This window comes from Microcoleus sp. w2-18bC1 (assembly GCF_036700365.1).
Classification (GTDB): Bacteria; Cyanobacteriota; Cyanobacteriia; order Cyanobacteriales; family Microcoleaceae; genus Microcoleus.
The window spans coordinates 96,669-118,709 of sequence record NZ_JAUBOS010000009.1; the positions used below are offsets into that span (position 1 = coordinate 96,669).

Below are 22,041 nucleotides of genomic sequence, written 5' to 3' on the forward strand. Positions count from 1 at the left end.
CGAGTGAACGCTGCCGAACAAGCCAAAAATATAGAAGTTGCCAGCAAAATTGCTGCGGTTGTTAATTTATTCAAGTCCGGATTCCCGGATGCAAAAGTCGATTTGAAACCTTGGATGAATGACCAGGATACCAGAGAACTTGTAGATCCAGATTCGATCGACATTGGCTTCCATTTTCCCGGTAGAAGCCGCTTGCTGCAAAGCCGCAGCATTTTGATTCAAATCCGATTTTACCAAGATCCGGTGGAAGGATATCGGCGGGCGATCGGAGTTGAGGCAGCCGGTTACGATCATAGCGGTCAACAGTGGCACTTTTCTACTGTGGAGAATTGGAATTTTCTCGGCCCAACCGAACCTGCGGTGGAGTCGGCCCAAAAACTCAAAGACTTTTGCCAGCAGATATTCGATTTGTTTAATTAATCTTTTTGAGGAGTTCAGTTTTCACTGCGAACCTGTTTGTACTAAGGACTTTAGTCCTTGCTATTATCGCAATTGTCGATCGACCTACAGCCAACCGGATAAACAGATTTGTAAGTAGTCGATCGCTTGCCAAACAAAGTATAGCGGTTATCGCGGACTTGTTCGTACACGCGATCGCCCATCCACTTCATCCCCGGCATTGCCCGATAAGCAGCCACAAACACCTCGCCAGCAGGCAATATCCGTCCGATTTCCTCCGCCGCATTGCTGCCTTGCCAGCGACGTTCTGGGGTGTTGCCATCTATCAAAATCATCCCCATTTCGCAGTCTCCAGACGTAATCCCAAAGCGATTTAATTGCTCTAAATCTTGCATGGGAATATACTCAAAATTCTGGCCTTGGTCTAAGGTTTCTAGTAACTGTACCAAGGTAACGCAGAGATTGCAATTGCCGTCATAAATTACGTTATATTTCATTAGTTGACTGTTGACTGTTGACTGTTGACTGTTGACTAATGACTAATGACTACTGACTAATGACTACTGACTACTGACTACTGACTACAGGAATCTCGATCGCAAATTCCGTCCCTTGACCCGGTGCAGAATCGCACTTAAGCAGCCCGCCGTGTTTTTCCACCACAATTTGATAGCTGATAGACAGCCCTAAACCAGTACCTTTACCAGGTTCTTTCGTAGTAAAAAACGGATCGAACAGCCTTTTGTGAACATCTATCGGAATCCCCGGCCCGTTGTCAGCAATCCGAATCACAATATGAGAAGGATGCCGCATTGAATCATCAGAAACAGCAGAATCTGCTTGCATCAAAGCATCCTGTTCATATTTTACATCCGTACAAATCCGCAGCGTCGGCGAAGGACAATAAGGAATAGGCGCCAGTTGTCCCTCTGCCCACTGTCCAGTCTCCATGGCCTCTTCCAAAGCATCAATTGCATTGCCAATAATATTCATGAAAACCTGATTCAACTGTCCTGCATAACACTGTACGCGGGGCAAATTGCCGAACTCTTTGAGCAGCACAATTTTAGGACGCCCTGCCGTTTCTTTCAACCTGTGCTGCAAAATCAACAAAGTGCTTTCAATCCCTTCGTGAATATCCACCTGTTTTTGTTCGGATTCATCTAATCGCGAAAAATTCTTCAGTGACAGCACAATTTGGCGAATTCGCTCGGCTCCCATTTTCATCGAATTTAATAGCTTCGGCAAATCTCTGAGCAGGAAATTCAAATCGATATCATTTATTTCTTGTTTAATTGCCGGTGTTGGGTGTGGGTATTCCTGCTGGTAAAGTTGCAGCATTTTTAGCAAGTCTTTAAAGTAATCGTCAGCGTGCATGACGTTGCCATAAATAAAGCTAACTGGATTGTTGATTTCGTGAGCAACGCCAGCGACTAATTGCCCCAAACTTACCATTTTTTCATTCTGAACCATCATGCTTTGAGTTTTATGCACGTCCCGCAGGGCTTTTGCCAATTCTTGATTTTTAGTCCTCAATTGACTTTCGGAAAGCTGCACTGCTTCTTCTGCGTGTTTGCGATCGGTAATATCTTTACGAATTGCTACATATTGATGGGGTTCGCCGTTCGTATTTAAGAAAGGTACAATCGTAGTATCCAACCAAAATAATGTACCGTCTTTAGCTTGATTTTTCATTTCTCCTCGCCAAACTTTTCCCTGGCGGATGGTTGACCAAAGCTGCTTGAAAAAGTCGGCTGAATGATAGCCAGAATTGACAAGTCTGTGGGTTTTGCCGATCAGTTCTTCTCGGGAATATTTAAATTGTTCGCAAAATTGATCGTTGACATAGGTAATGGCTCCGAATTCGTCGGTATTCGAGACAATTGCCGATTGATCCAAAGCAAATTTTTCAAATTCCAACTCTTTGAGAGTTTGGCGCAATTCGGCTTCTGCTTGTTTGCGATCGCTAATATCGGTAATCATCCGCAACACGCCTGAAAATTTGCCCTCAGCGTCGAACATCGGTGTCGCCGACACGATCGCCCACAAGTGAGATCCGTCTTTTCGAGTAAACTTAAAATCGTGGCGTTCGCGAATGCCTTCTCGCCTGCGCTTGACATAAGTTTCTGCTATTTCCCTGGATTCTCCGTCAATAAACTCAAATAGCGATCGCCCCAGCATTTCCTCCACAGTATACCCCAGCATTTCGGCCATCCGAGAGTTAGCAAAAGTCGTGATACTTTCGCTGTCAAACATCCAAACACCCTCCGAAGCCGTCTCGACAATGCAGCGGTAATAACTCTCGCTTTCCCTGACTGTTGCCTCTGCTTGCTTGCGATCGGTAATATCAGTTTGCACCGCAATAAAACCTTCGAGTTCCCCATTTTCTTGAAAAATTGGAGCGATGGAAAGCGCCACCCAATAACCCTTTCCATCCTTGCTGTAATTGTAAATTTCCTGATTAAACAACTGTCCCGTTGCCAAAGCCGATCGCAGTTGAGCAATAGTTAGGGGGTCTGTTTGAGGGCCTTGCAGCACATCACCCGGTTTTTTTCCCTGCATTTCTGCCAGCACGTAACCGCTAATCCGAGTAAATCCTTCATTCACCCATTCAATGCAGCCTTGAGCATCAGTAATAATCACACCATTTTGCGTTTTTTGAGCCACAATAGCCAAGCGCGACAATTCTGTTTCTGTTTTTTTGCTTTCCGTAATATCTTGAGCAATACCCAGAATATACTTAGGCGCACCAGAATCGTCAAACAAAGGAACTTTTTTAGTGTGCAAAATTCGCTTTCCTCGGCGCGGAAGTTGGATGATTTCTTCTGGCAAATCGACGCCTTTGTGTCTTGCGAATAATTCTAAATCTTGTGCTTGCAAGTAATTAGCCTGCTCTGGCTCCAACAATTCAGCAGCATTGTTTCCCAGCACTTCATCCCTCGAATAGCCAAACAATTCTTCGCTAGCTTTATTCCAATAAATAAATCTTTGTTCCACAGCATCTTTAATAAAGACGCTAACTGGCAGATTTTGCAGTACCGCATTCAGAAAATCTTGAGTGTTTCGCAGGTCTTCTTCAGTGCGCTTTCGCTCACTAATATCCAAAATCACTCCGTCGAGATAGACAACCCGATACAGAGAATTTGCGATCTGGGATACCGGCGAAACCACAGCCGACAAAAAGCCCTCAATTTCCCCTTGTCCTTCTTGTTTTCCTCTATCCTCCTCCGCCTCGCAGCAAATAGCTTTGCCTTTTTCGTAAACCCAGCTAATTCCGCCGTCCGCCCGGACAATCCGGTATTCAAGGATGTACGAAGTTCTGGTTGCTACGCTTTTTTTCACAGTAGCATCCACCTTTTTCCGGTCTTGAGGATGGATAATGCTTGCCAAGGAACGGACGCGATCGTTGATAAAATCAGAAGAGGGATAGCCTGATATTTCTTGAACAGCCTCGCTCAAAAACGCCATTGTCCGTGTTAATTCCCCGTCGTCCGTATACTCGCAGGTACAGCGGTAGACAGCACCGGGAATATTAGCTACTAAATTTTTATATCGTTCTTCGCTTTTTAACAAAGATGAGCCGTCTTCGTTATTGTGATCGCCGTTCTTAAATTTAGAAGAATTGGAAGAAGTTTGCATGGTTTTTTTTTCACTTGTGAGTGCGGGGGCAAGTGGTAGAGTAGATGACCCTATAAAAAGTGAATTTAATGTGCGAAATAATTCGATATAAACTAATATAGTACAAAATTAGTTCTGCGAACCTTCAGAAAATTTGAGGGCGGGTAATAGGTAAAGCTAATCAAGGCTATAGATATAGAAAATAGTTCGGAAAGGCATTGTGTAACGGATTTAATGGATTTAACTCACGCCCCGATCACCATTCTCGCTTAACAGGCCTTTCGGGCCTGTTCCACAACAAGTGCATTTTCTTATGGGGAGTAGGGGTTGGGCCGAAGAGTCCGCCCATAAAAAGCTTATTGAGAATGATGCTCTAGGTGTGAGTTTAACGGGTTTAACAGATGGATGTTGATGTTCAAAGGAAAGAGGGAAGATTTTCCCAGTCTCCCAGTCTCCCAGTCTCCCAGTCTCCCAGTCTCCCAGTCTCCCTTACCCACTCCCTCACTCTCGTTAGAATAAGATAAGTTTCCTTGCTACCGTGAGCCCCTCAAACAAAACACCATGACTCAACAACAACCCCGGATTTGTATTCTCGGCGGAGGCTTCGGCGGACTCTACACAGCCCTGCGCTTGAGTCAGTTACCCTTCTCCAAAACCCAAAAACCAGAAATTGTCCTAGTTGACCGCCGCGATCGATTTTTGTTCGTTCCCCTGCTCTACGAACTCGTGACCGGCGAACTCCAAACCTGGGAAATTGCTCCACCATTTGCCGAACTATTGGAAACCACAGGCGTGCGCTTTTGTCAAGGTACTGTCTCCGGCATTGATGTGGAGCAAAAGCGAGTGCAGTTGCACGACGGGCCAGAAATTCCGTGCGATCGCCTGGTTTTAGCTTTAGGCGGCGAAACCCCCCTAGATCTGGTCAAAGGTGCCGTTGAATACGCTTACTCATTTCGCACTCTCGACGACGCCTACCGCTTAGAAGAAAGACTGCGGTTTTTAGAAGCCAGCAACAACGACAAAATTCGGGTTGCGATCGTCGGCGCCGGTTATTCAGGAGTAGAATTAGCTTGTAAATTAGCCGATCGACTCGGAGACAAAGGTCGCGTCCGGTTAGTTGAGCAAAGCGACATGATTCTGCGGACATCGCCGGAGTTTAACCGCGAAGCCGCCAGCAAAGCTTTAGAAAAACGGCAAGTGTGGATCGACTTAGAAACAGCAGTAGAGGCGATCGGATCGGACACAATATCTTTACTTTACAAAGGACAATTAGATGTTCTTCCCGTAGACATAGTTCTGTGGACAGTAGGAACTCAAGTTAGTCAAGCAGTGCGATCGCTACCCCTCAAACAAAACCGCCGCGGTCAATTAATAGTCAATTCGCAAATGCAAATTATCGACCATCCAGATATATTTGCCTTGGGAGACTTAGCTGAATGCCACGATGCAACTAATCAAAAAGTCCCCGGAACAGCCCAAACAGCCTTCCAGCAAGCTGACTACACCGCATGGAACATTTGGGCCTCCCTCACCGATCGCCCATTACTTCCTTTCCGCTATCAGCCGCTAGGAGAAATGATGACATTAGGAAATGACAACGCCACCCTCGCCGGTTTAGGAATTAAACTCGACGGACAACTAGCCCACATTGCTCGCCGCCTAGCCTATCTCTATCGAATGCCAACATTTGACCATCAGCTAAAAGTTGGTTTCAATTGGATTAGTAAACCGATTCAGGATTTGCTTAAAAGTTAGTTGATTGTAGACTGTTAACTGTTGACAGTTGACGGTTTATTATTGATTGTAGGACTTATGAGGGCGGTTCCGAAACCGGGTTTTTCACAAAAATACTTCACTACTACGCGCATATTTGGTAAAAACCTGGTTTTTTCTATCGGAGTGTAGATTCAGAGAATATTAGGCAGGAGAAAAAATGCAAAATTCCACATTTCAACAGCCAAAAACTGAAATTCCACCGTTGATAGAGCGGGAGATTCTGTTCGGAAATCCTGAAAAAAACCGCCCCCAACTTTCACCCGACGGCAAGTATCTCGCCTACATTGCACCCGATGAACACAACGTTTTGCAAGTGCAATTGCGTACCGTCGGTCAAGCAGGCGATCGCCAACTGACAGCCGATAAAAAACGAGGCATTCGCATCTTTTACTGGACGTACAGCGGCGAAGATCTCATTTATCAGCAAGATATTGATGGTGATGAAAACTGGCATTTATTCTCAGTCAATATTCAGTCAAATCTGGTTCGCGACTTGACACCATTTCAAGGTGTTCGAGCTCATCTGATTGCCCTTGACCGCAACTTCCCCAATGAAATATTAGTGGGAATGAACATCCGCGATCGGCGCAAACACGATGTTTACCGCATCAACCTGCAAAACGGTGCCGTTGAACTCGACACCGACAACCCAGGTAGCATCGTCGGTTGGGCTGCTGACGCCCAATTCCAAGTGCGGGCGGCCACAGCCACAACTGCCGATGGCGGCTCAGAATTGGTGTTTCGGGAAACTGCGGACAAGTCTTGGGAAAGCCTGCGAAGCTGGGGCCCCGACGACGAAGGCGGTGCCGTCATGTTCTCAGAAAACGGCAAAATTCTTTACATCATCGGCAATCATGATGCTAACGCCAAACGTTTAATCGCATTAGACTTAGAAACCAAACAAGAAACCGATCTCGCCTCTGACCCAGAATACGATGTCGGCAACATTGTCGTACACCCCACCAAACGAGAGATTCAGGCGGTTTCGTTCTACAAAGACAAGCAAGAGTGGCAGATTTTAGACCAAAGCATAGCAGAGGATTTTGAGGAACTCGGCAAATTTCGCCCCGGCGAATTCTCCATTACCAGCCGGAACCTCGCCGATACCACTTGGCTAATCGCTTACAGGACAGACGACGGCCCAGTTTACTACTATGTGTACGATCGCACTTCCAAAACTTTCACATTTCTGTTCAGCAATCAACCCAAACTCGAAGGGCTACCACTATCATCAATGGAACCCATTTCTTACACCGCAAGAGATGGTTTAACCATTCACGGCTACCTGACAAAACCGGTTGGTGTCGCCACACCCGTACCGACAGTCTTGCTTGTTCACGGCGGCCCCTGGGCACGCGATACCTGGGGTTACAACCCACAAGCCCAATGGCTGGCAAACCGAGGTTACGCCGTTTTGCAAATCAATTTTCGCGGTTCCACCGGCTACGGCAAAGCCTTTCTCAATGCCGGCAATCGCGAATGGGCCGCTAAGATGCACGACGACTTGCTAGATGGGGTTAATTGGCTGGTAGAAACAGGAATTTCCCAACCAGATAAAATTGCGATTATGGGCGGTTCTTACGGTGGTTATGCCGCCTTAGCGGGATTGACTTTTAGTCCCGATGTTTTTGCCTGCGCCGTCGATATTGTCGGGCCAAGCAATTTGATTACACTGCTGCAAACGATTCCCCCTTACTGGGAACCGAGAAAAGCAAGTCTGTATCACCGCGTCGGCAATTTAGAAACAGAACCAGAGTTTCTGAAATCGATCTCCCCCTTATCTTTTGTCGATCGCATCCAGAAACCTTTGCTAATCGCCCAAGGTGCTAACGACCCGCGAGTGAAAGTAGCAGAAAGCGAGCAAATTGTCAATGCCATGAAGCAAGCCGGCAAACCTGTAGAATACGTGCTTTATACAGACGAAGGACACGGATTTGCGCGCCCCGAAAATCGCCTGCACTTTTATGCGATCGCCGAAGAATTCCTAGCCAAATATTTAGGAGGCAGATTTGAACCTGGGGACAACATTGCCAATCATTCTGGTGTGGTGAATCCGCAAACAACTAATTAGAAGGAAAAAAGAAAAAGGAAGAAGAAAGAAGGAATCATTCAAATCTCTTTTCTCTTCTCTTCTCTTCTTTTCCTCCGTGTTCTCTGTGTCCTCTGTGGTTAAATCATTCCGATGCAACCGGATGTGCGATAAGTCCTCTTTCCTCTTCCCTTTTTCTTCTCAAATGACCAAAATTATTTTTCTCGATGCCGCCGGTACACTATTTGATGTTCGCGGTAGCGTCGGCGAGGTATACGGACAAATAGCCCACAGGTTTGGAGTAACAGTTAAGAGTGAAGAGTTAAATGCAGCATTTTCCCAAAGCTTCGCCTCAGCAAGTCCAATGGCATTTCCAGGGATAGAAGCGGCAAAAATTCCCCAATTAGAATTTGAGTGGTGGCAAACAGTTTCCGCAAAAGCATTCCAAATAGCAGGCATTTTCCACGAGTTTTCAGACTTTCCCAAATTTTTTGTCGAACTATACGCTCATTTTGCCACCGCCGAACCTTGGTTCGTCTATCCCGACGTATTTCCAGCCTTAAATAAGTGGCAGCAACAAGGAATTGAATTAGCAGTAGTATCGAATTTCGATTCCAGAATTTATGCAGTATTAAAAGCACTAAATTTAGCAGAATATTTCACATCAGTGACAATTTCTACCGAAGTTGGTGCAGCAAAACCAGACTCTCAAATTTTTACCGCAGCTTTGCAAAAGCACAACTGCATTGCGGAAAACGTTTTGCATATCGGCGACAGCTTCAAAGCAGATTATTGTGGTGCTAAAAAGGCGGGATTAAATGCAATTTGGTTGAATCGCCAACAGGAAAAACTAGATTTAGCCAAATGGCCCTTTTTAATCGAGTCTCAAAAAGTTGAGGAATTTGCAAGTCTGGATTTTATATAAGTCAGGATTTATTCACTCGGACAAAGAAACTTGGTTTTTTACCTAATATGCAGGTTGCAAAGAAGTGTTTTTGTAAAAAGCCCCGGTTTCTGGGCACCCATGCTAAGTCCTATAAATATGATTTTTATGAGGTCAAGGTTATGATTTTTATGAATTGACTTTGAGAGCTATTTATTGAATAATATGGATAATTTAACCACAGAGAGCGCAGAGGGCGCAGAGGAAGAGAAGAGAGGGGTGATTTATATATCTAACTTTTAACTGGAAAGAACTTTATGGAACATCGACTCACTCAAACTCAATTAGCACAGGTGATCGCTGAGATCGACAAGTTATCGCAGCAGCGCGAGTTAGAATTGGAACCCGATCAGGTAAGAGAAATTTTACGGGAGTTGAATCTTCCTGATGAGCTTTTAGAAGATGCGATCGCCCAAATGCGCCGCCGCGAAGCCCTAGAACAACAGCAGCGACGCAACCGTTGGATCGCGATCGCCTCGACAGTTGTTGTTATTTCTGCGATCGGGATAGGCGTGCTTTTCGGGCAAAATCAGCAACAAACTGCTCAAGTTGTCGCAGGAGAAGATCGAATTGCCCTATCTCAAAAGGGCGGTGACAGCCTTATTCAAGTCAACCGTCAAATTAGTCCCCGCATCTACTACCAGGTGACGTTGAAAAATGCTCCGATCGCCAATCAGTTGTCTCTGCAATGCGATTGGATTAACCCCAGCGGTGACATTGTTCATCAGGGCAGGTATCAAACTCGCACGATCGATACTGCGGTTTGGAATACCCACTGCTTTTACGATCTCGGATCGGCTGCAGCCCCCGGCAAATGGGAAGTTCGGATGTCCCTGGATGGGCGCGTGATTAGCAGTGAACCTTTCACGGTGAAATAGATGGGTGCGATCGACAAACCTTCACATTTTATCGGCTATTGGGGACTGGACGATTGCACAAAAACACTCAGCCGTTTAGTCCCAGATTACTGCATTCGCCAGGGCAAATTATCAGAATGGGCGATCGCCTCTGCATCTGTACTCACGGCTGACACAGTGACGCTGAATTCTTGCGGGCGATTTGGGCCAACCTATTTACCGGGAGATGCTTGGGCGGCGGTAGAAGCGAAACAGCTACGGCTGGGGCGCGATCCGTTTGGGCGAGTGCCGCTTTACTGGATGCAGTTGGGAGAAACGATTTGGTTTTCGACGCGGATGCAATTGCTGCTACCGCTGATTGCTTCCCCTCAAATTAGCCCGATCGCCCTACATAGTTATGCTTGCTTTTCCTACGTGCCCACGCCGTTAACGCCGATCGAGCAAATTGCATCCGTAGCAGCCGGAAGCGAGATGATTTGGGAAATCGCCGATGTTAACGATGTGCCGAAAGTACGCGCGGCGAAGCTATCCCGTAGGGAATCGCTGCCATCGGCTTGGCAAGAAGCACCCCAACTACTGCGCCGTGAGGATGAGGCGATCGCACAATTGCAAGCGCTTTTGCAACAGGCGATCGATCGACAAGTGGCCGATTTGCCGATCGACGAACCCGTGGGCGTTTTACTCTCCGGTGGCATCGATTCTTCCCTGGTGACGGCGCTGCTAGTGAAAGCAGGCTTGCAAGTGCGCGCCTATGCCCTCGATTTTGGTGTCGAAGCCTATTCCGAACTGCCCTACGCCCAACAGGTGGCGGACTTTTTCCAGATTCCGCTGATCCGAGTGGCGGCGACGGGCGATGCAGTGTTGCGCGCGATCGGGCCAACCGCCAAAGCCCTCGATTTACCCTATGGAGATGGCACAACAGCCCCGCTGTTTTTGCTCAAACAGGCGGCGGCACAAGACGTGCGAGTTGTATTCAATGGCGAGAATGGCGATCAGCTATTTGCTGGATGGACGAACAAACCTTTGATTGCCAACGGAGTTTACAGTGCAGAACATCCAGCCGGAACAGAAACCTTTGAACAGCAGTATTTGCGGACGTTTCAGCGATTTTATGGTTATGAAAAACAGATTTTTTCGCCAGAAATGCTCGATCGCATCCAGTCTCACGATTTGAGCGTTTACCTGCAAGACGCGATCGATCTCGAAACCTGTCCTTCCCTGCTAGCGAGGCTACGGCGCGCTTCGCTGATGCTCAAAGGTGCCCAAAATATTCAGCCGAGGGCAACGGCATTGGGGTTTGCTTGCGGTTTGTGGGTGCGATCGCCCTTCTGCGACCCCGACCTCACAGCATGGACGTTTCAACTGCCAGGTGAGCTGCTACTGCAAGGTGCGTGCGAAAAATACATCCTCAAGAAAGCTGCCGAACGCTGGTTGCCGCCGGAAATTATCTGGCGGGAAAAGCGCGGGATGGGTGTGCCGTTGAAGGTTTGGTATTACCGCGAGTTTTGGGCTGCGATCGGCGATCGACTGAATCCGAATCTGTTGCGATCGCAAAATTGCTGGCAACCTTATTTGGCTGACTCGATGTTATCGGGACAACTCGGAGTTGCCATGCGCGATCGCTATATTGGCAATAATCTCTGGTTGCTGCTGATGTGGCAGGCATGGCGAACCGAGGTTTTAGGCGAAATTCCGGTTAAGCGATCGCTGGATCATGTGTTTTGGTTGCCACCGGCGATCGGGCAACGCATTTGGAAATATCGAAGGCAGTTGACAGTTGACAGTTGACAGTTGACAGTTAATTTTACAATCTTCCCTGTTCCGAACATCCGTTAAATAATTCGTTGCCGAACATCCGTTACATCCGTTACAAAATCCGTTGCCGAACTTCTTCTATATGATTGAATCTTTGCTAGAGAATGAAACCAAAATACATTCGCCGCCGTTCTCGGAAGCAATGGCTAAGCGACTTTTGTCAACTTATGGTTCGCCCTTATATGTGTATCAGGCCGATATCCTCCATCAAACCCTTGAGCACATTACGCGATCGATCGACTATCCCCGCGTTCAGTTTCATTTTGCTACTGTCACCAATGGCAATATTGCTCTGTTGCAACTGATTCAGCAAGCTGGTTGGGGGCTGCACGCGAATACACCGGGCGATGTTTTTTTGGGGCTGAAAGCGGGTTTTACGGGCGATCATATTGTCTACACCGGCAGTAACCTCAACAGGGCGGATATTCAGCAATTGATTGAGTGGAAGATTGATCGATTTAATTTCGATAGTCTGTCGCAACTCCAGGATTTCTGCGAATATTTCAGGAGTCAACCGCGATCGCGCCGTCCCGAAATCGGACTGCGGCTCAACTCACCGGAATTGACGGGAGACAGTCGAATCGGAGTGCGTCCCGCTGAATTTGAAAAAGCGAACGAAATCGCGCAGCAGCAAGGGTTTAGCATCACTGGACTGCATTTTTATCGGGGGACGGGAACGAACGCCACGAGTGCTTTTACGCAGGCGATCGATCGCCTAATTGCGATCGCCCAACAGTTGCCAGATTGGCGAACCCTCGATTTTGGCGGTGGTTTTGGCTATCCCTATCGAGGCGGTGCAGTGTTTGACTGGCGGGAGTTTGGTGCGGCGATTACTGAACGATTGAGTGCGCTATCTCGCCCGATCGAGTTGGTGATTGAACCGGGACGATCGGCGATCGCAGGTTGTGGCGTTTTGCTTGCGAAAGTTGTGTCGGTGAAGTGGTTGGCAGATCGGCAAATTGTCGGTGTGGATACGACTGTATCAAATCTATCGGTGCCTGCGGTGCACGGAGGCTATCGGGCGATCGCAACTTGGGAAACCGACGATGTATCGCGACACGAAACGGATATTTGTGGCAACACCACTTATTCGCGGGATTATTTGGGGCGCAACTGTTGGCTACCGAAACTCAAAATTGGAGATGCGATCGCGATTTTGGATAGCGGCGCTTACGGCTATGCGATGTCGTCACATTTTCTGCACCGCCCCCGCCCTGCTGAAGTGTTGATTGATGCTAAGGGCGATCGATTAATTCGACAGCGAGAAGACTATTCTATCTTGTTAAACGGGCAAATATTTTAATAGGGCATTGGGCATTGGGCATTGGGCATAGTTTCTTCCTTCTTGCGACTTCCATCGGACTGACATCCGTTACATCCGTTACATCCGTGGAGCGAATCCGTTGCCGAACTTCCTTCTTCCTTCTACTTATTATCTCTCTTCTCTTCCTCTGCGTCCTCTGCGCCCTCTGCGGTTAAATCATTCCAAAACAACCGCCAACGATATAAATCCATTAAATCAATCAGGAGTAACCGAAATGGGAATGAAATGCGTCCAGTGTAATACCGACAACATTTTGAGCGATCGTACAAGCAACTCAGGTCGCTGTAAGCGGTGCAACCATCCGTTTGTTTTTGAACCGACTAGCGTCACTGATAAAAAGTTAGCATTCACCGATCCGTTTTTCAAAAAGGCGATCGAAAATATTTCCAGCCAAAATATGTTGTTTTTTACGCACAAACAGTTTTTGTATTTTATTGATCAAAAGCTTAAATCTCGCACGCCCGGAATCAGTGGGATTTTTCTCTACTTCTTTTTTAGCTTCGTATTGGGAGGAATCGGCAGTAGCTTCGGTCTTCCTATTTTTTCATCACAATTCGCACTTAGTATTCCCTTCGCTCTCTACAATTTGATTTGGATATGGCTATTTTTCGATGACAGCAAGTCTCCTGCTCAAGGTATTCGCGGCAGAAGAAATAATGCTAAAAATCTACAAACTTTAGGGTTGATTATTCTAGTGACTGCCATTCCCATCAGCTTGCTAGCTGCTTCTTTGACAAGGTACATAGCAGCGACTTTGCTAGGGCTATTTTCCTACTGGCTCGGCATTTCACAAAAAAATCGCCTACACGAAATTAGTGAAGTATTTATTGTTAATTCAGCGCAGAGCGATAAATGGCTGCGAGACTGGCAAAGGGTGAACGGCGCATTAGAAAAACTGCTCCCTGCTGCTCGTCAAGAGGCTTTGCCCGCAACCATCGCTCCGGAAGTTAGCGCCTACAGCTTCGATCGCGCAATTATCTGTGACAGTGACGAAATAGCTCAATTCCTCATTGCCAACAACGTTCATTTTGAAAACAACTGCGCCATTCTTAGTATTAGTGGCTATCCCCAAAGCATCTTCAACACCGTAATCGAAATGCTGCGGCGCAATACCGATTTAAAAGTATATGCACTGCACAATGCGAGTCCTCCTGGAGTTGGCTTAGTACATCAACTGCGAACCAGTCCAGAGTGGTTTGCGAGTCAAGCGGTGACGATTTTTGATTTGGGAATTTCTCCCCGTCAAATCTTAGCAACCCGTGATATGTTTGTGCAGAAATCTCAAACAATGGCACAAACAGCCCGTCAATTACCCGACGCTGTAAGGCAAAGTTTAACAGCCGAAGAACTAGCATGGCTGGATGCAGGCAATTTTGTGGAATTAGAATCGTTTACGCCGCAGCGGTTGTTGCGCGTGGTGAATTATGGACTTGCTCAGAGTGGCGATCCGCAGACCAACGACGGCTTAATATTAGTGGATAATGCTGTCGGGTATGGTGGTGGCTATGTGTTTGTCTCCGATAGTTTCGGCTAGGGCGTGTTTTCAAGACTTTTTTAAACTTATTAATAATAACCTTAAAAAGTCTTGAAATTTAGTCTGAATAAGATTTTTAGCGCTCTTTTGTTAAAATCATAAAAAGCTGATATTTGTAAGGGCTTCCGCGATTTAAAAAGGAGGAGCAAAAAAGCTGAGATTAACTCGGTGAGTAAAGGTTTCATATTTTTTAATTTCCCCCCACCGGGGGAAGTTTAGTTTAAATTGTGTGAAATTTGCCTTTAACCCGCCGTCATCTGGTTTTGTTTGTGTAGGCGCGGTTTCTAACCGCCCGGACTTGTAACCTCGTGAACTTTTTTAAGTCGTATACTCCGCATTAATCTTCACGTAGTCGTAACTCAAATCGCATCCCCAAGCTTTCGCAAAACCGCTGCCATTCCCGACACTAACCTGAATTACAACCGTATCAGCCTTCAAATATTCCCCCTCCGCAGCCGCTTTCATATAATTACTTGCAGCAGCGCGATCGAACTCTTTAGGTTGCCCGTTTTCCATCATCAAAAAATCCCCCAATTGAATCCGCAAATTCTCTTGATCGAAAGCGACACCAGCGCGCCCAGCCGCCGCCGCAATTCTGCCCCAATTCGGATCGCGTCCGAAAATAGCAGCTTTCACCAAAGAAGAACCCACAATTGTTTTGGCAATTTTACTCGCAGAAATTTCATCCAGGGCGCCACTAACTTGCACTTCCACCAAACAAGTTGCACCTTCGCCGTCACGGGCGATCGCCTTTGCTAAATGCACGCAAACTTCTGTCAGCATCGCCTCTAATTTTTCAGCATCTGCCCCCATTTCCGTAATTGCCGGTGTGCGGGATTGACCGTTTGCCAAAGCAATTAGCGAATCGTTGGTACTGGTATCGCCGTCAACAGTAATTTGATTGAAACTTCTGTTAGCCGCCCGACTCACCATTTCTTGCCACAAATGCGATGACACTGCTGCATCGCAAGTTACAAATGCCAGCATTGTTGCCATATTCGGGTGAATCATTCCCGAACCTTTGCAAATGCCGCCGATGCGGACGGGTCGATCGCCAAACATGGTTTCCAGGGCGATCGTTTTCGGCACTAAATCAGTCGTACAAATAGCCTTAGCCGCCGCATCGGAACCAGTTTCCGATGCCTCAGCAACTAATCGGGGAATTCCAGCCCTCAGCGGCTCCATTTTTATCCGCTGTCCGATGACGCCAGTGGAGGCCAAAAGAATTGATTCTGGAGGAATATTCAGCGCTTCTCCCAACAATTTGGCACTTTCGAGGGCATCTGCCAAACCTTGTTCGCCAGTAGCAGCATTCGCTTGTCCCGCATTGCACAAAATTGCTTTGGCGCTGGGTTTAGCTTGCAAACGCTGGCGGCAGTAGTCCACACAAGCGGCCCGGACAGTGGAGGTTGTGAAGACTCCGGCGGCGATTGCGTCTACCTCTGACAAAATTAAACTTAAATCCGGCAAGCCTGAAGGCTTCAAGCCCGCTGTAATTCCCGAGGCTCGATACCCTCTGGGTGCTGTAACTCCGCCGTCAATTTCTTTCCAGTCCGACATCATGACCTCCCTAGTAGCCTTCAATCTGCTGAAAGGGGATTATACCATTTTAGATTTTAGATTTTAGATTTTAGATTTTAGACTTCGGCGTGAGCGCTCAGTCAAACGATTTTAGATTTTAGATTTTAGATTTTAGATTGTTTTGAACCCAATTTCCCATTCCCAATTCCCAATTCCCAATTCCCAATTCCCCATAAAACTAATCGCGGCTTCCAATCTAGAGTTAGAACTCAAGAAGAAGTCGCGACGGTTTTGTAATTGACATTATTAATTTTTAGGTGGCAAACAACAAACTCTATTCAACTATCTCGCCGTTGAAAAAAGGAGTTATTTGCGATCGATACTCGCTGGAGAACCAGCATCTAAACCAACTTCAGCAGCCACACGGCTCAACATGGATTCCTGACGGTTTTTGACGACGTGTTGATGGCGCATCATCAGGTTGCGGGCTTGTTCTTGAGTTGACATAACTGATTTCTCCAAATTCTAGGTAATAACTTCGTAGACAATTGTCGAAATTGAGCTTGCCCTAGCTCATAGTGGCGTTGCTGCGATCGTAACTGGCTTGAAAGCTGGGCTGCGGTTTGCCTTGAATGTGACCCCAGTAGTGCGTATCTTCCATCCCGACTTCGGTGGCGGTGCGGTTGAGCATGGATTGCTGGCGGTTCTTCACCAGTTGGTGGTGGCGCATCATCAGAGAGCGAGCTTGATTTTCAGTAGACATATGCGGTTCCTCCGTATTCTTTAGATTAATGTTGGGCTTGTTTTTTCTTCTCTTCTATCACTATAACAGACAATTCTGTATCTAAAGCTACCAAATGCAAATTGTCACAAAACTTTACAATTTGGGCTATGGGGCGAGAAGCTCGATCGAGGTTGCAGGAAGTGCGATCGGGCTTTGGCTCGTGGATTCAGGCCCAACCCCAAGCAGCAGTTGGCAAAATTTGACAATATTCGTCTTCTAAGAGCCACATTTTGGCGGCTACGTAATTGCCAAGGGCAAAAATAACTTTATAGTTGGGTTCAGAGTTATAGATGCAGAATTTTGCCTCTCAAGAGAGTCAAATTTGCCTTAGCTAACAGTAAATTTAATAAGTAGCTAATCACAATTAGATTTACAATGATTAAGCAGCTATGCTCAAGCATAGTCAAGTTTTTTGTAGTCAACTAGATAATAGATTTGGGCTAAGTGAATCGCCCTCGCCATCCTCAAAAAGCGAGCTTTCTTTGTTGATAAAAATAGATTAAGCCCCAGCAGCCTCGCCAAAAAAAATAGCGATCGTCCTCCCCTAGAAAAACAATCGCCCATTCACCTATAATTTCAATTAACATCAAGTCCCGCCCTTCAGAAACTATCCTGTACCCACAATCCCAGATATCCCCCTAGCCTCTTTTTCAGGAGGATGCCAGGGGGAGCGAAAGGCTCTGACGTTAGTTTTTCAAGTTGTGTATACAGCGTAGCCCTTAAGAAAGGCGTGCCGGGGAATAAGCGGCCCTAATCGTCAAACAGTAGACTGCTACTACATAAAACGTTAAGTTGACACGAATGCTACTCGGCGACTTCAGCTTCCGCTTCAGCTTCCGGTGCATCTGGCACATCTTGCTTGATCGTCAAATAGCGAATCACTTCTTCGCTCAGACGCATCGCGCGCTCCAGGGTAAAAATTGCAGCGCCCGGAGCTGTATAGTTCATTTGAACGTATACTCCGTCCCGGTGCTTGCCGATTTCGTAAGCCAAACGGCGCTTGCCGCGGTGCTGAGTTTCGATGTTTTCAGCACCTTGATCGCGCAAAATAGTTTGATATTTAGCGATCGCCTGGTCTGTCATTTCTTCGCCCAAATCAGGGCGCAGAATGTACATAGTTTCGTAAATAAACGGTTTCATGGCAATAATCCCCTTATGGACAACAAGGCTTCTCACGAAGCAAGGACTTATTATCATATCCCAACCATGAACAATCTCAAAACTAAAAAACCAAAATCCCCAAACAACACTCCCTCGCCGTGGAGCACCCTGTGGACGTACAGCATCATGAGCGCGATCGGACTTTTGATGCTGTTTCCCTTGCTGTGGCTGCTCAGTACCTCCCTCAAATCCCCCAACGAAAACATCTTTCAATTTCCCCCGCAACTGTGGCCACAACAGCCAACCCTCGAAAACTTCATCAAAGTTTGGCAAACCAACCCCTTCGGCCGCTACCTGTTCAACAGCACCCTAATTGCCGGCCTCACAGTTAGCATCAACGTTTTCTTTTGCGCCCTCGCCGCTTACCCCTTAGCCCGACTCAAATTTCGCGGCCGCGAAGCCATCTTAATCACGATCGTTTCCACAATCATGATTCCCTTCCAAATAGTCATGATTCCCCTATACATATTGACAGTACAACTCGGACTAAAAAATAGTTATTTAGGCGTAATCTTTCCCGGACTAGCCTCAGCCTTCGGCATATTTTTATTACGACAAGCATTTCTAGCAGTTCCCAAAGAACTAGAAGAAGCCGCCCGCATCGACGGCTGCAGCGAATTAGGCATTTGGTGGCACGTCATGATTCCGGCAATTAAGCCAGCTTTAGTCACCCTAGGAATTTTCGTATTTATCGGTTCTTGGAGCGACTTTCTGTGGCCACTGCTAGTTTTAGACAGGCCGGAATATTACACTTTACCTTTAGGGGTAGCTAATTTAGCCGGGACATTTTCCTTAGATTGGCGTTTAGTTGCGGCGGGTTCTATTATTTCTATTGTTCCAGTTTTAGGACTATTTTTGCTCTTGCAAAAATACATTGTGCCAACAGAAACTGCTGCCGGAGTCAAAGGATAGAATGAGGGCATGGGGCATGGGGCATGGGGCATGGGGCATGGGGCATGGGGCATGGGGATTGGAAGTCCAAAATTAGTATTTATTCCTTCTGCGATACAACTCACAAAATTTATTTGCTATGTACGAACTACCGGACATCCGCTGGATTGTTCACTGCGCTGGGGTTGTAGATATTATCATCGCTTTTGCAAATGCGATCGATGCCCCAGACTGGCAAAAATTGCGATCGCACCTAGCCGGCGAAAGAGATATCTACTCTTCGGAAGTTTGAGGAATCAAACAAACTGTGGTAATTGTCAGTAACAATCCTGAAGTGCATGGCTATTTGCGGGGCAAATCGCAATAAAATCTCATTCACAACTGAAATGCGAACAGATTTTTCATAACTAAAAATTCACTCCTACCTGGGAGTAAAAACTGCACTGGGGTAAGCAATCCGCTTGTGATTGAACTGTTCCCAAACTCGCACAAAAATCTCCGCAATTAGAGACATATCCTCCCGCGTCAAATCCGAATCAATCAACTGATTATCCTGCCAGCGAGCCCTCAAAATCCGATTAACCATATTCAAAGCCTCTTCATGAGTAGCATCCTTGAGCGATCGCAAAGCAGCCTCGCAAGAATCCGCCAGCATCAAAATCCCGGTTTCCCGCGACTGCGGAATCGGCCCATCGTAGCGAAAATCCTCCTCCCTCACTTGGCGACTTGCGATTGTTAACTTTGAATTATCCGCATCTGGCAAAGTAATCTTTAAATCTTCTATTTCTTTGGCAGCAATTTGCTGCGCTTGGTGGTAGAAGTAAGCAATTAACATTGTACCTTGGTGTTCGGGAATAAACGCCTGAATTGCCTTCGGCAATCGATGCTTTCGCGCCATTACCAAACCTTCGGTAACGTGCTTTTTAATAATCTCCGCGCTCCCCCAAGGGTCATTAATTTCATCGTGTTTGTTGCCCCCACCCATTTGATTTTCACAAAATCCGAGCGGATCGTGCATTTTTCCAATATCATGGTATAATGTTCCAGCTCTGACCAGCTCAACATTGCAGCCGAGTTCCCGGGCCGCAGCCTCCGCCAAACTCGCGACAAACAGCGTGTGCTGAAAAGTCCCCGGAGCCTCGGCAGCCAACTTCTTCAACAGCGGGCGGTTGGGATTGGCAAGTTCCGCCAGCCGGATCGGCGTAATCAAGTCAAAAACGTGTTCCAAATAAGGGCTGATGCCGATCGCCACAACGCTCCAAGCCAAACCGGCCAAACTTTGCGCGCCCACAGTACCGAGCACAACGTACCAAATCGCACCGACAGCGGCGCTGGCAATCAAAGTCCCCACCAGATAAACCGTGCCCTGAGTCAACCCAAGAGCCAAGCCCAAAAGAGCCAATTCCTCGCGCGATCGCAGCCGCCCGGCCATAAAAGCGCCCAGCAATCCCCCCGCCCCGCTAGCCACCAAATGAATCAAGTCCACATTTAAGCCAACGGGCAGCAGCGCCGATAGCAGCCCCACCACAGTCACTCCCACTGCCGAACCGTAGAAGCCGCCCGCTAAAATCCCGATCGCCGGCAAACTCGTCCAAGGCAGCCCCAAACTCACTAGCACCGGCGCGCTCAAAGTCAGCAGCAGCAATAGCAAATGATCTCTGCGGCGCAAGCGGTAGTGCCTTTCCACCAGCAGTACGATCGCAATTGCCCCCCCGACTAAACAAACAAAACCCGTCAGCCCCAGCCAATTCACCCCCCGCCGACTTAAACCAAAATAGTCCAGCAACACGAAATCTTGCTGCGAGATCTCTTGTCCTTGGGCAACAATTATCTCGCCCTGATCTACTGCGATCATCACCGGTTTCACCTTTTGCGCCGCTAATTCAGCTAGCTGTTTGGTTTCCTCGCGATCTCTCACCAGATTTGGCTGCAAAATCGCTGTTAAACCCTCCACCGCCAAAGCTTGGGACTCTAACGGCACTTCATCAGCCACTTGCAGCTTCACGGCTTCTTGCAAAATCTCTTTGGGCAACCCCTGCGGGATACCTTGAGCCACCATCCTTTTTGCCGCCCGACTCATACCGGTTTGGGTTTTCTGCCAAGCTACATCCGACCAATCAAACAGCGAAGTATCGTAAATCTGTGGCAGCCCCAAAACCGAAGGTTTTTCCAGCGCCTCCACAGCATTGAGATAGCGCTGGCGAGCAGAGGAAATACTGTCTGTCAGGCTTTGAAAGTCTGCCGCCCGGACCGATCGGCTGTAAGCTTGCAGTTGAGCTATAGCATCTTGCTGAGACTTGTTATCTGTTGCCCCAGCAATTGCCGGGGAATCCAAACTCAATCGCTCGGAAGTTGCCCTTTTGTCACCCGCTTGCGCCAAAATAGAGCGCCACTCCCACTCGGGACAGCCCCGCAAGTAAACCTGAACCGCAAGTGAGAGCGCCGAGGTACTCGCAAACGGAAACGGGCCTACCGCCTCCCGTAGCTCGCTTCCCTGCTGCAAAAATTGTTGCAATTCTTGATGAATTTGTCGATCGACCGCCGAATCCAGCATTAATATCGCTACAGCCCCGGTGCGCGCTGCTTTCCGCTGTTCTTCAGTAGTTTTGTAATCGGGGACGCTAGCAGTAGCAGGAGCCTTAATCGTCTGAGGAGCTTTCGTGCCCACATCCAGTTTCGGCTGGTTGTAGAAGCGGTGGCCCAGAGCGCTGCTTAGGGAAACTACCGCTACCAGCGCCAACATAGGGGAACGAGCTTGATTTTTGAGGCTTGATTTGGAGGTTTTACTTGTAAATTTAGTAGTAAAAGTCTCGGGAAGAAGCCATTTCTGGCGCGACAAACGGCTCAGGAGAGGCCCGCTAGCGCGCTCGGTATCTGCTTTGCTGTAGCCATTTTGCACTTTAGCAATGTGTTGGCGCAGTGAGCGCGCAGCCCCTAGCTGCTCAATCTGCCGCATCAATGAGGAGAGCGTATTCATTTGTGTCGAAGATATATCACTGTTATCCAGCAGCTTTGTCAGAATTTCTGACTATGCATCTTGATTGATTTTATCCGAACTACCCTGGCTGAATATTCAACCCCCCAGACTACTTTGCCTGACTATCGCCATCAGTTGACTTTCCTAACGGTGGCCAACAACGCAAGCAGCTTATTTGCTTCCCTTGTCCATATTGAACGGAACTCGCGCGCGAGGGCTAAAAACCTTGTTTCTCCGTAGATTGTTCGTTTTCCAACCCCATATTCTCGTTTAAACCTGGCTTGTTGGGGCAAGCGCGTCCCATTTAATTTTTCACATTTAATTTTTCACTTTTTAATCTTTAATTGTGGCTCTCCTTCAACTTTCGCTTTTGACTTGTTAATGGCTAATTGCTAATTTCTGGTTTCCCCTT

At 47.3% G+C, this 22,041-nt stretch carries 18 protein-coding genes; 11 read left to right on the forward strand and 7 right to left on the reverse strand.

The features are described from left to right. Positions 1-3 precede the first annotated feature (3 nt). On the forward strand, positions 4-420 hold the full coding sequence (locus QT979_RS08370; RefSeq protein WP_333210628.1) for a hypothetical protein: 417 nt from the start codon (positions 4-6) through the stop codon (positions 418-420). A gap of 50 nt (positions 421-470) precedes the next feature. Here the strand turns inward: QT979_RS08370 and QT979_RS08375 are convergent, their stop codons facing one another. Together QT979_RS08375 and QT979_RS08380 are read right to left on the reverse strand one after the other, a co-directional pair. Further along, the gene (locus QT979_RS08375) at positions 471-896 is read right to left on the reverse strand and encodes a DCC1-like thiol-disulfide oxidoreductase family protein (protein ID WP_333210626.1); all 426 of its coding nucleotides are present in this window, start codon (positions 894-896) and stop codon (positions 471-473) included. Positions 897-966: 70 nt separating this feature from the next. Next, positions 967-4,038, reverse strand: a complete 3,072-nt coding sequence (locus QT979_RS08380) for a PAS domain S-box protein (RefSeq protein ID WP_333210625.1) — start codon at positions 4,036-4,038, stop codon at positions 967-969. Positions 4,039-4,578: 540 nt separating this feature from the next. Here QT979_RS08380 and QT979_RS08385 point away from each other — a divergent pair. From QT979_RS08385 to QT979_RS08415, 7 genes are all read left to right on the forward strand, one after another. Then, positions 4,579-5,772 carry an NAD(P)/FAD-dependent oxidoreductase gene (locus QT979_RS08385; RefSeq protein ID WP_333309185.1) on the forward strand — a complete coding sequence of 398 codons (1,194 nt, stop codon included), beginning with the start codon at positions 4,579-4,581 and terminating at the stop codon, positions 5,770-5,772. Between the two features lie 178 nt (positions 5,773-5,950). Next, positions 5,951-7,864 (forward strand): S9 family peptidase, encoded by a 1,914-nt coding sequence (locus tag QT979_RS08390; protein WP_333309186.1) that lies wholly within the window; start codon positions 5,951-5,953, stop codon positions 7,862-7,864. A gap of 163 nt (positions 7,865-8,027) precedes the next feature. Continuing rightward, positions 8,028-8,747 (forward strand): HAD-IA family hydrolase, encoded by a 720-nt coding sequence (locus QT979_RS08395; protein ID WP_333210620.1) that lies wholly within the window; start codon positions 8,028-8,030, stop codon positions 8,745-8,747. A 275-nt stretch (positions 8,748-9,022) separates the two neighbouring features. Further along, positions 9,023-9,643, forward strand: a complete 621-nt coding sequence (locus QT979_RS08400; RefSeq protein WP_333309189.1) for a DUF3859 domain-containing protein — start codon at positions 9,023-9,025, stop codon at positions 9,641-9,643. Then, positions 9,644-11,410: an asparagine synthetase B family protein gene (locus QT979_RS08405; protein ID WP_333309191.1), complete on the forward strand. Its 1,767-nt coding sequence runs from the start codon at positions 9,644-9,646 to the stop codon at positions 11,408-11,410. Between the two features lie 109 nt (positions 11,411-11,519). Continuing rightward, positions 11,520-12,740, forward strand: a complete 1,221-nt coding sequence (locus QT979_RS08410; RefSeq protein ID WP_333210615.1) for a decarboxylase — start codon at positions 11,520-11,522, stop codon at positions 12,738-12,740. A gap of 241 nt (positions 12,741-12,981) precedes the next feature. Beyond that, the gene (locus QT979_RS08415) at positions 12,982-14,295 is read left to right on the forward strand and encodes a hypothetical protein (RefSeq protein ID WP_333309193.1); all 1,314 of its coding nucleotides are present in this window, start codon (positions 12,982-12,984) and stop codon (positions 14,293-14,295) included. Between the two features lie 318 nt (positions 14,296-14,613). Here QT979_RS08415 and argJ read toward each other — a convergent pair whose 3' ends face one another. The 3 genes from argJ to QT979_RS08430 all read right to left on the reverse strand — a co-directional run bounded on the left by argJ (position 14,614) and on the right by QT979_RS08430 (position 16,579). Continuing rightward, entirely contained in the window at positions 14,614-15,855 is a 1,242-nt protein-coding gene (gene argJ / locus QT979_RS08420; RefSeq protein WP_333309258.1) for a bifunctional ornithine acetyltransferase/N-acetylglutamate synthase, read from the reverse strand. A 327-nt stretch (positions 15,856-16,182) separates the two neighbouring features. Beyond that, positions 16,183-16,323: a hypothetical protein gene (locus QT979_RS08425; protein WP_015176121.1), complete on the reverse strand. Its 141-nt coding sequence runs from the start codon at positions 16,321-16,323 to the stop codon at positions 16,183-16,185. Between the two features lie 61 nt (positions 16,324-16,384). Further along, positions 16,385-16,579 (reverse strand): hypothetical protein, encoded by a 195-nt coding sequence (locus tag QT979_RS08430; RefSeq protein WP_006631905.1) that lies wholly within the window; start codon positions 16,577-16,579, stop codon positions 16,385-16,387. Between the two features lie 101 nt (positions 16,580-16,680). Between QT979_RS08430 and QT979_RS08435 the strand changes: the two genes are divergently transcribed. Further along, complete coding sequence (locus QT979_RS08435) at positions 16,681-16,803, forward strand: hypothetical protein (RefSeq protein WP_333309194.1); 123 nt, start codon at positions 16,681-16,683, stop codon at positions 16,801-16,803. Between the two features lie 601 nt (positions 16,804-17,404). On the opposite strand, the gene rpsF is transcribed toward QT979_RS08435, so the two are convergent. Further along, entirely contained in the window at positions 17,405-17,740 is a 336-nt protein-coding gene (rpsF, locus tag QT979_RS08440; RefSeq protein ID WP_015176119.1) for a 30S ribosomal protein S6, read from the reverse strand. A gap of 15 nt (positions 17,741-17,755) precedes the next feature. Between rpsF and QT979_RS08445 the strand changes: the two genes are divergently transcribed. Together QT979_RS08445 and QT979_RS08450 are read left to right on the forward strand one after the other, a co-directional pair. Beyond that, positions 17,756-18,673, forward strand: coding sequence for a carbohydrate ABC transporter permease (locus QT979_RS08445; protein WP_333309197.1), 918 nt, complete (start codon positions 17,756-17,758; stop codon positions 18,671-18,673). A gap of 118 nt (positions 18,674-18,791) precedes the next feature. Then, positions 18,792-18,944 carry a hypothetical protein gene (locus QT979_RS08450; protein ID WP_333210606.1) on the forward strand — a complete coding sequence of 51 codons (153 nt, stop codon included), beginning with the start codon at positions 18,792-18,794 and terminating at the stop codon, positions 18,942-18,944. A gap of 129 nt (positions 18,945-19,073) precedes the next feature. Here QT979_RS08450 and QT979_RS08455 read toward each other — a convergent pair whose 3' ends face one another. Beyond that, the gene (locus QT979_RS08455) at positions 19,074-21,629 is read right to left on the reverse strand and encodes an HDIG domain-containing metalloprotein (protein ID WP_333309199.1); all 2,556 of its coding nucleotides are present in this window, start codon (positions 21,627-21,629) and stop codon (positions 19,074-19,076) included. Positions 21,630-22,041: the final 412 nt, after the last annotated feature.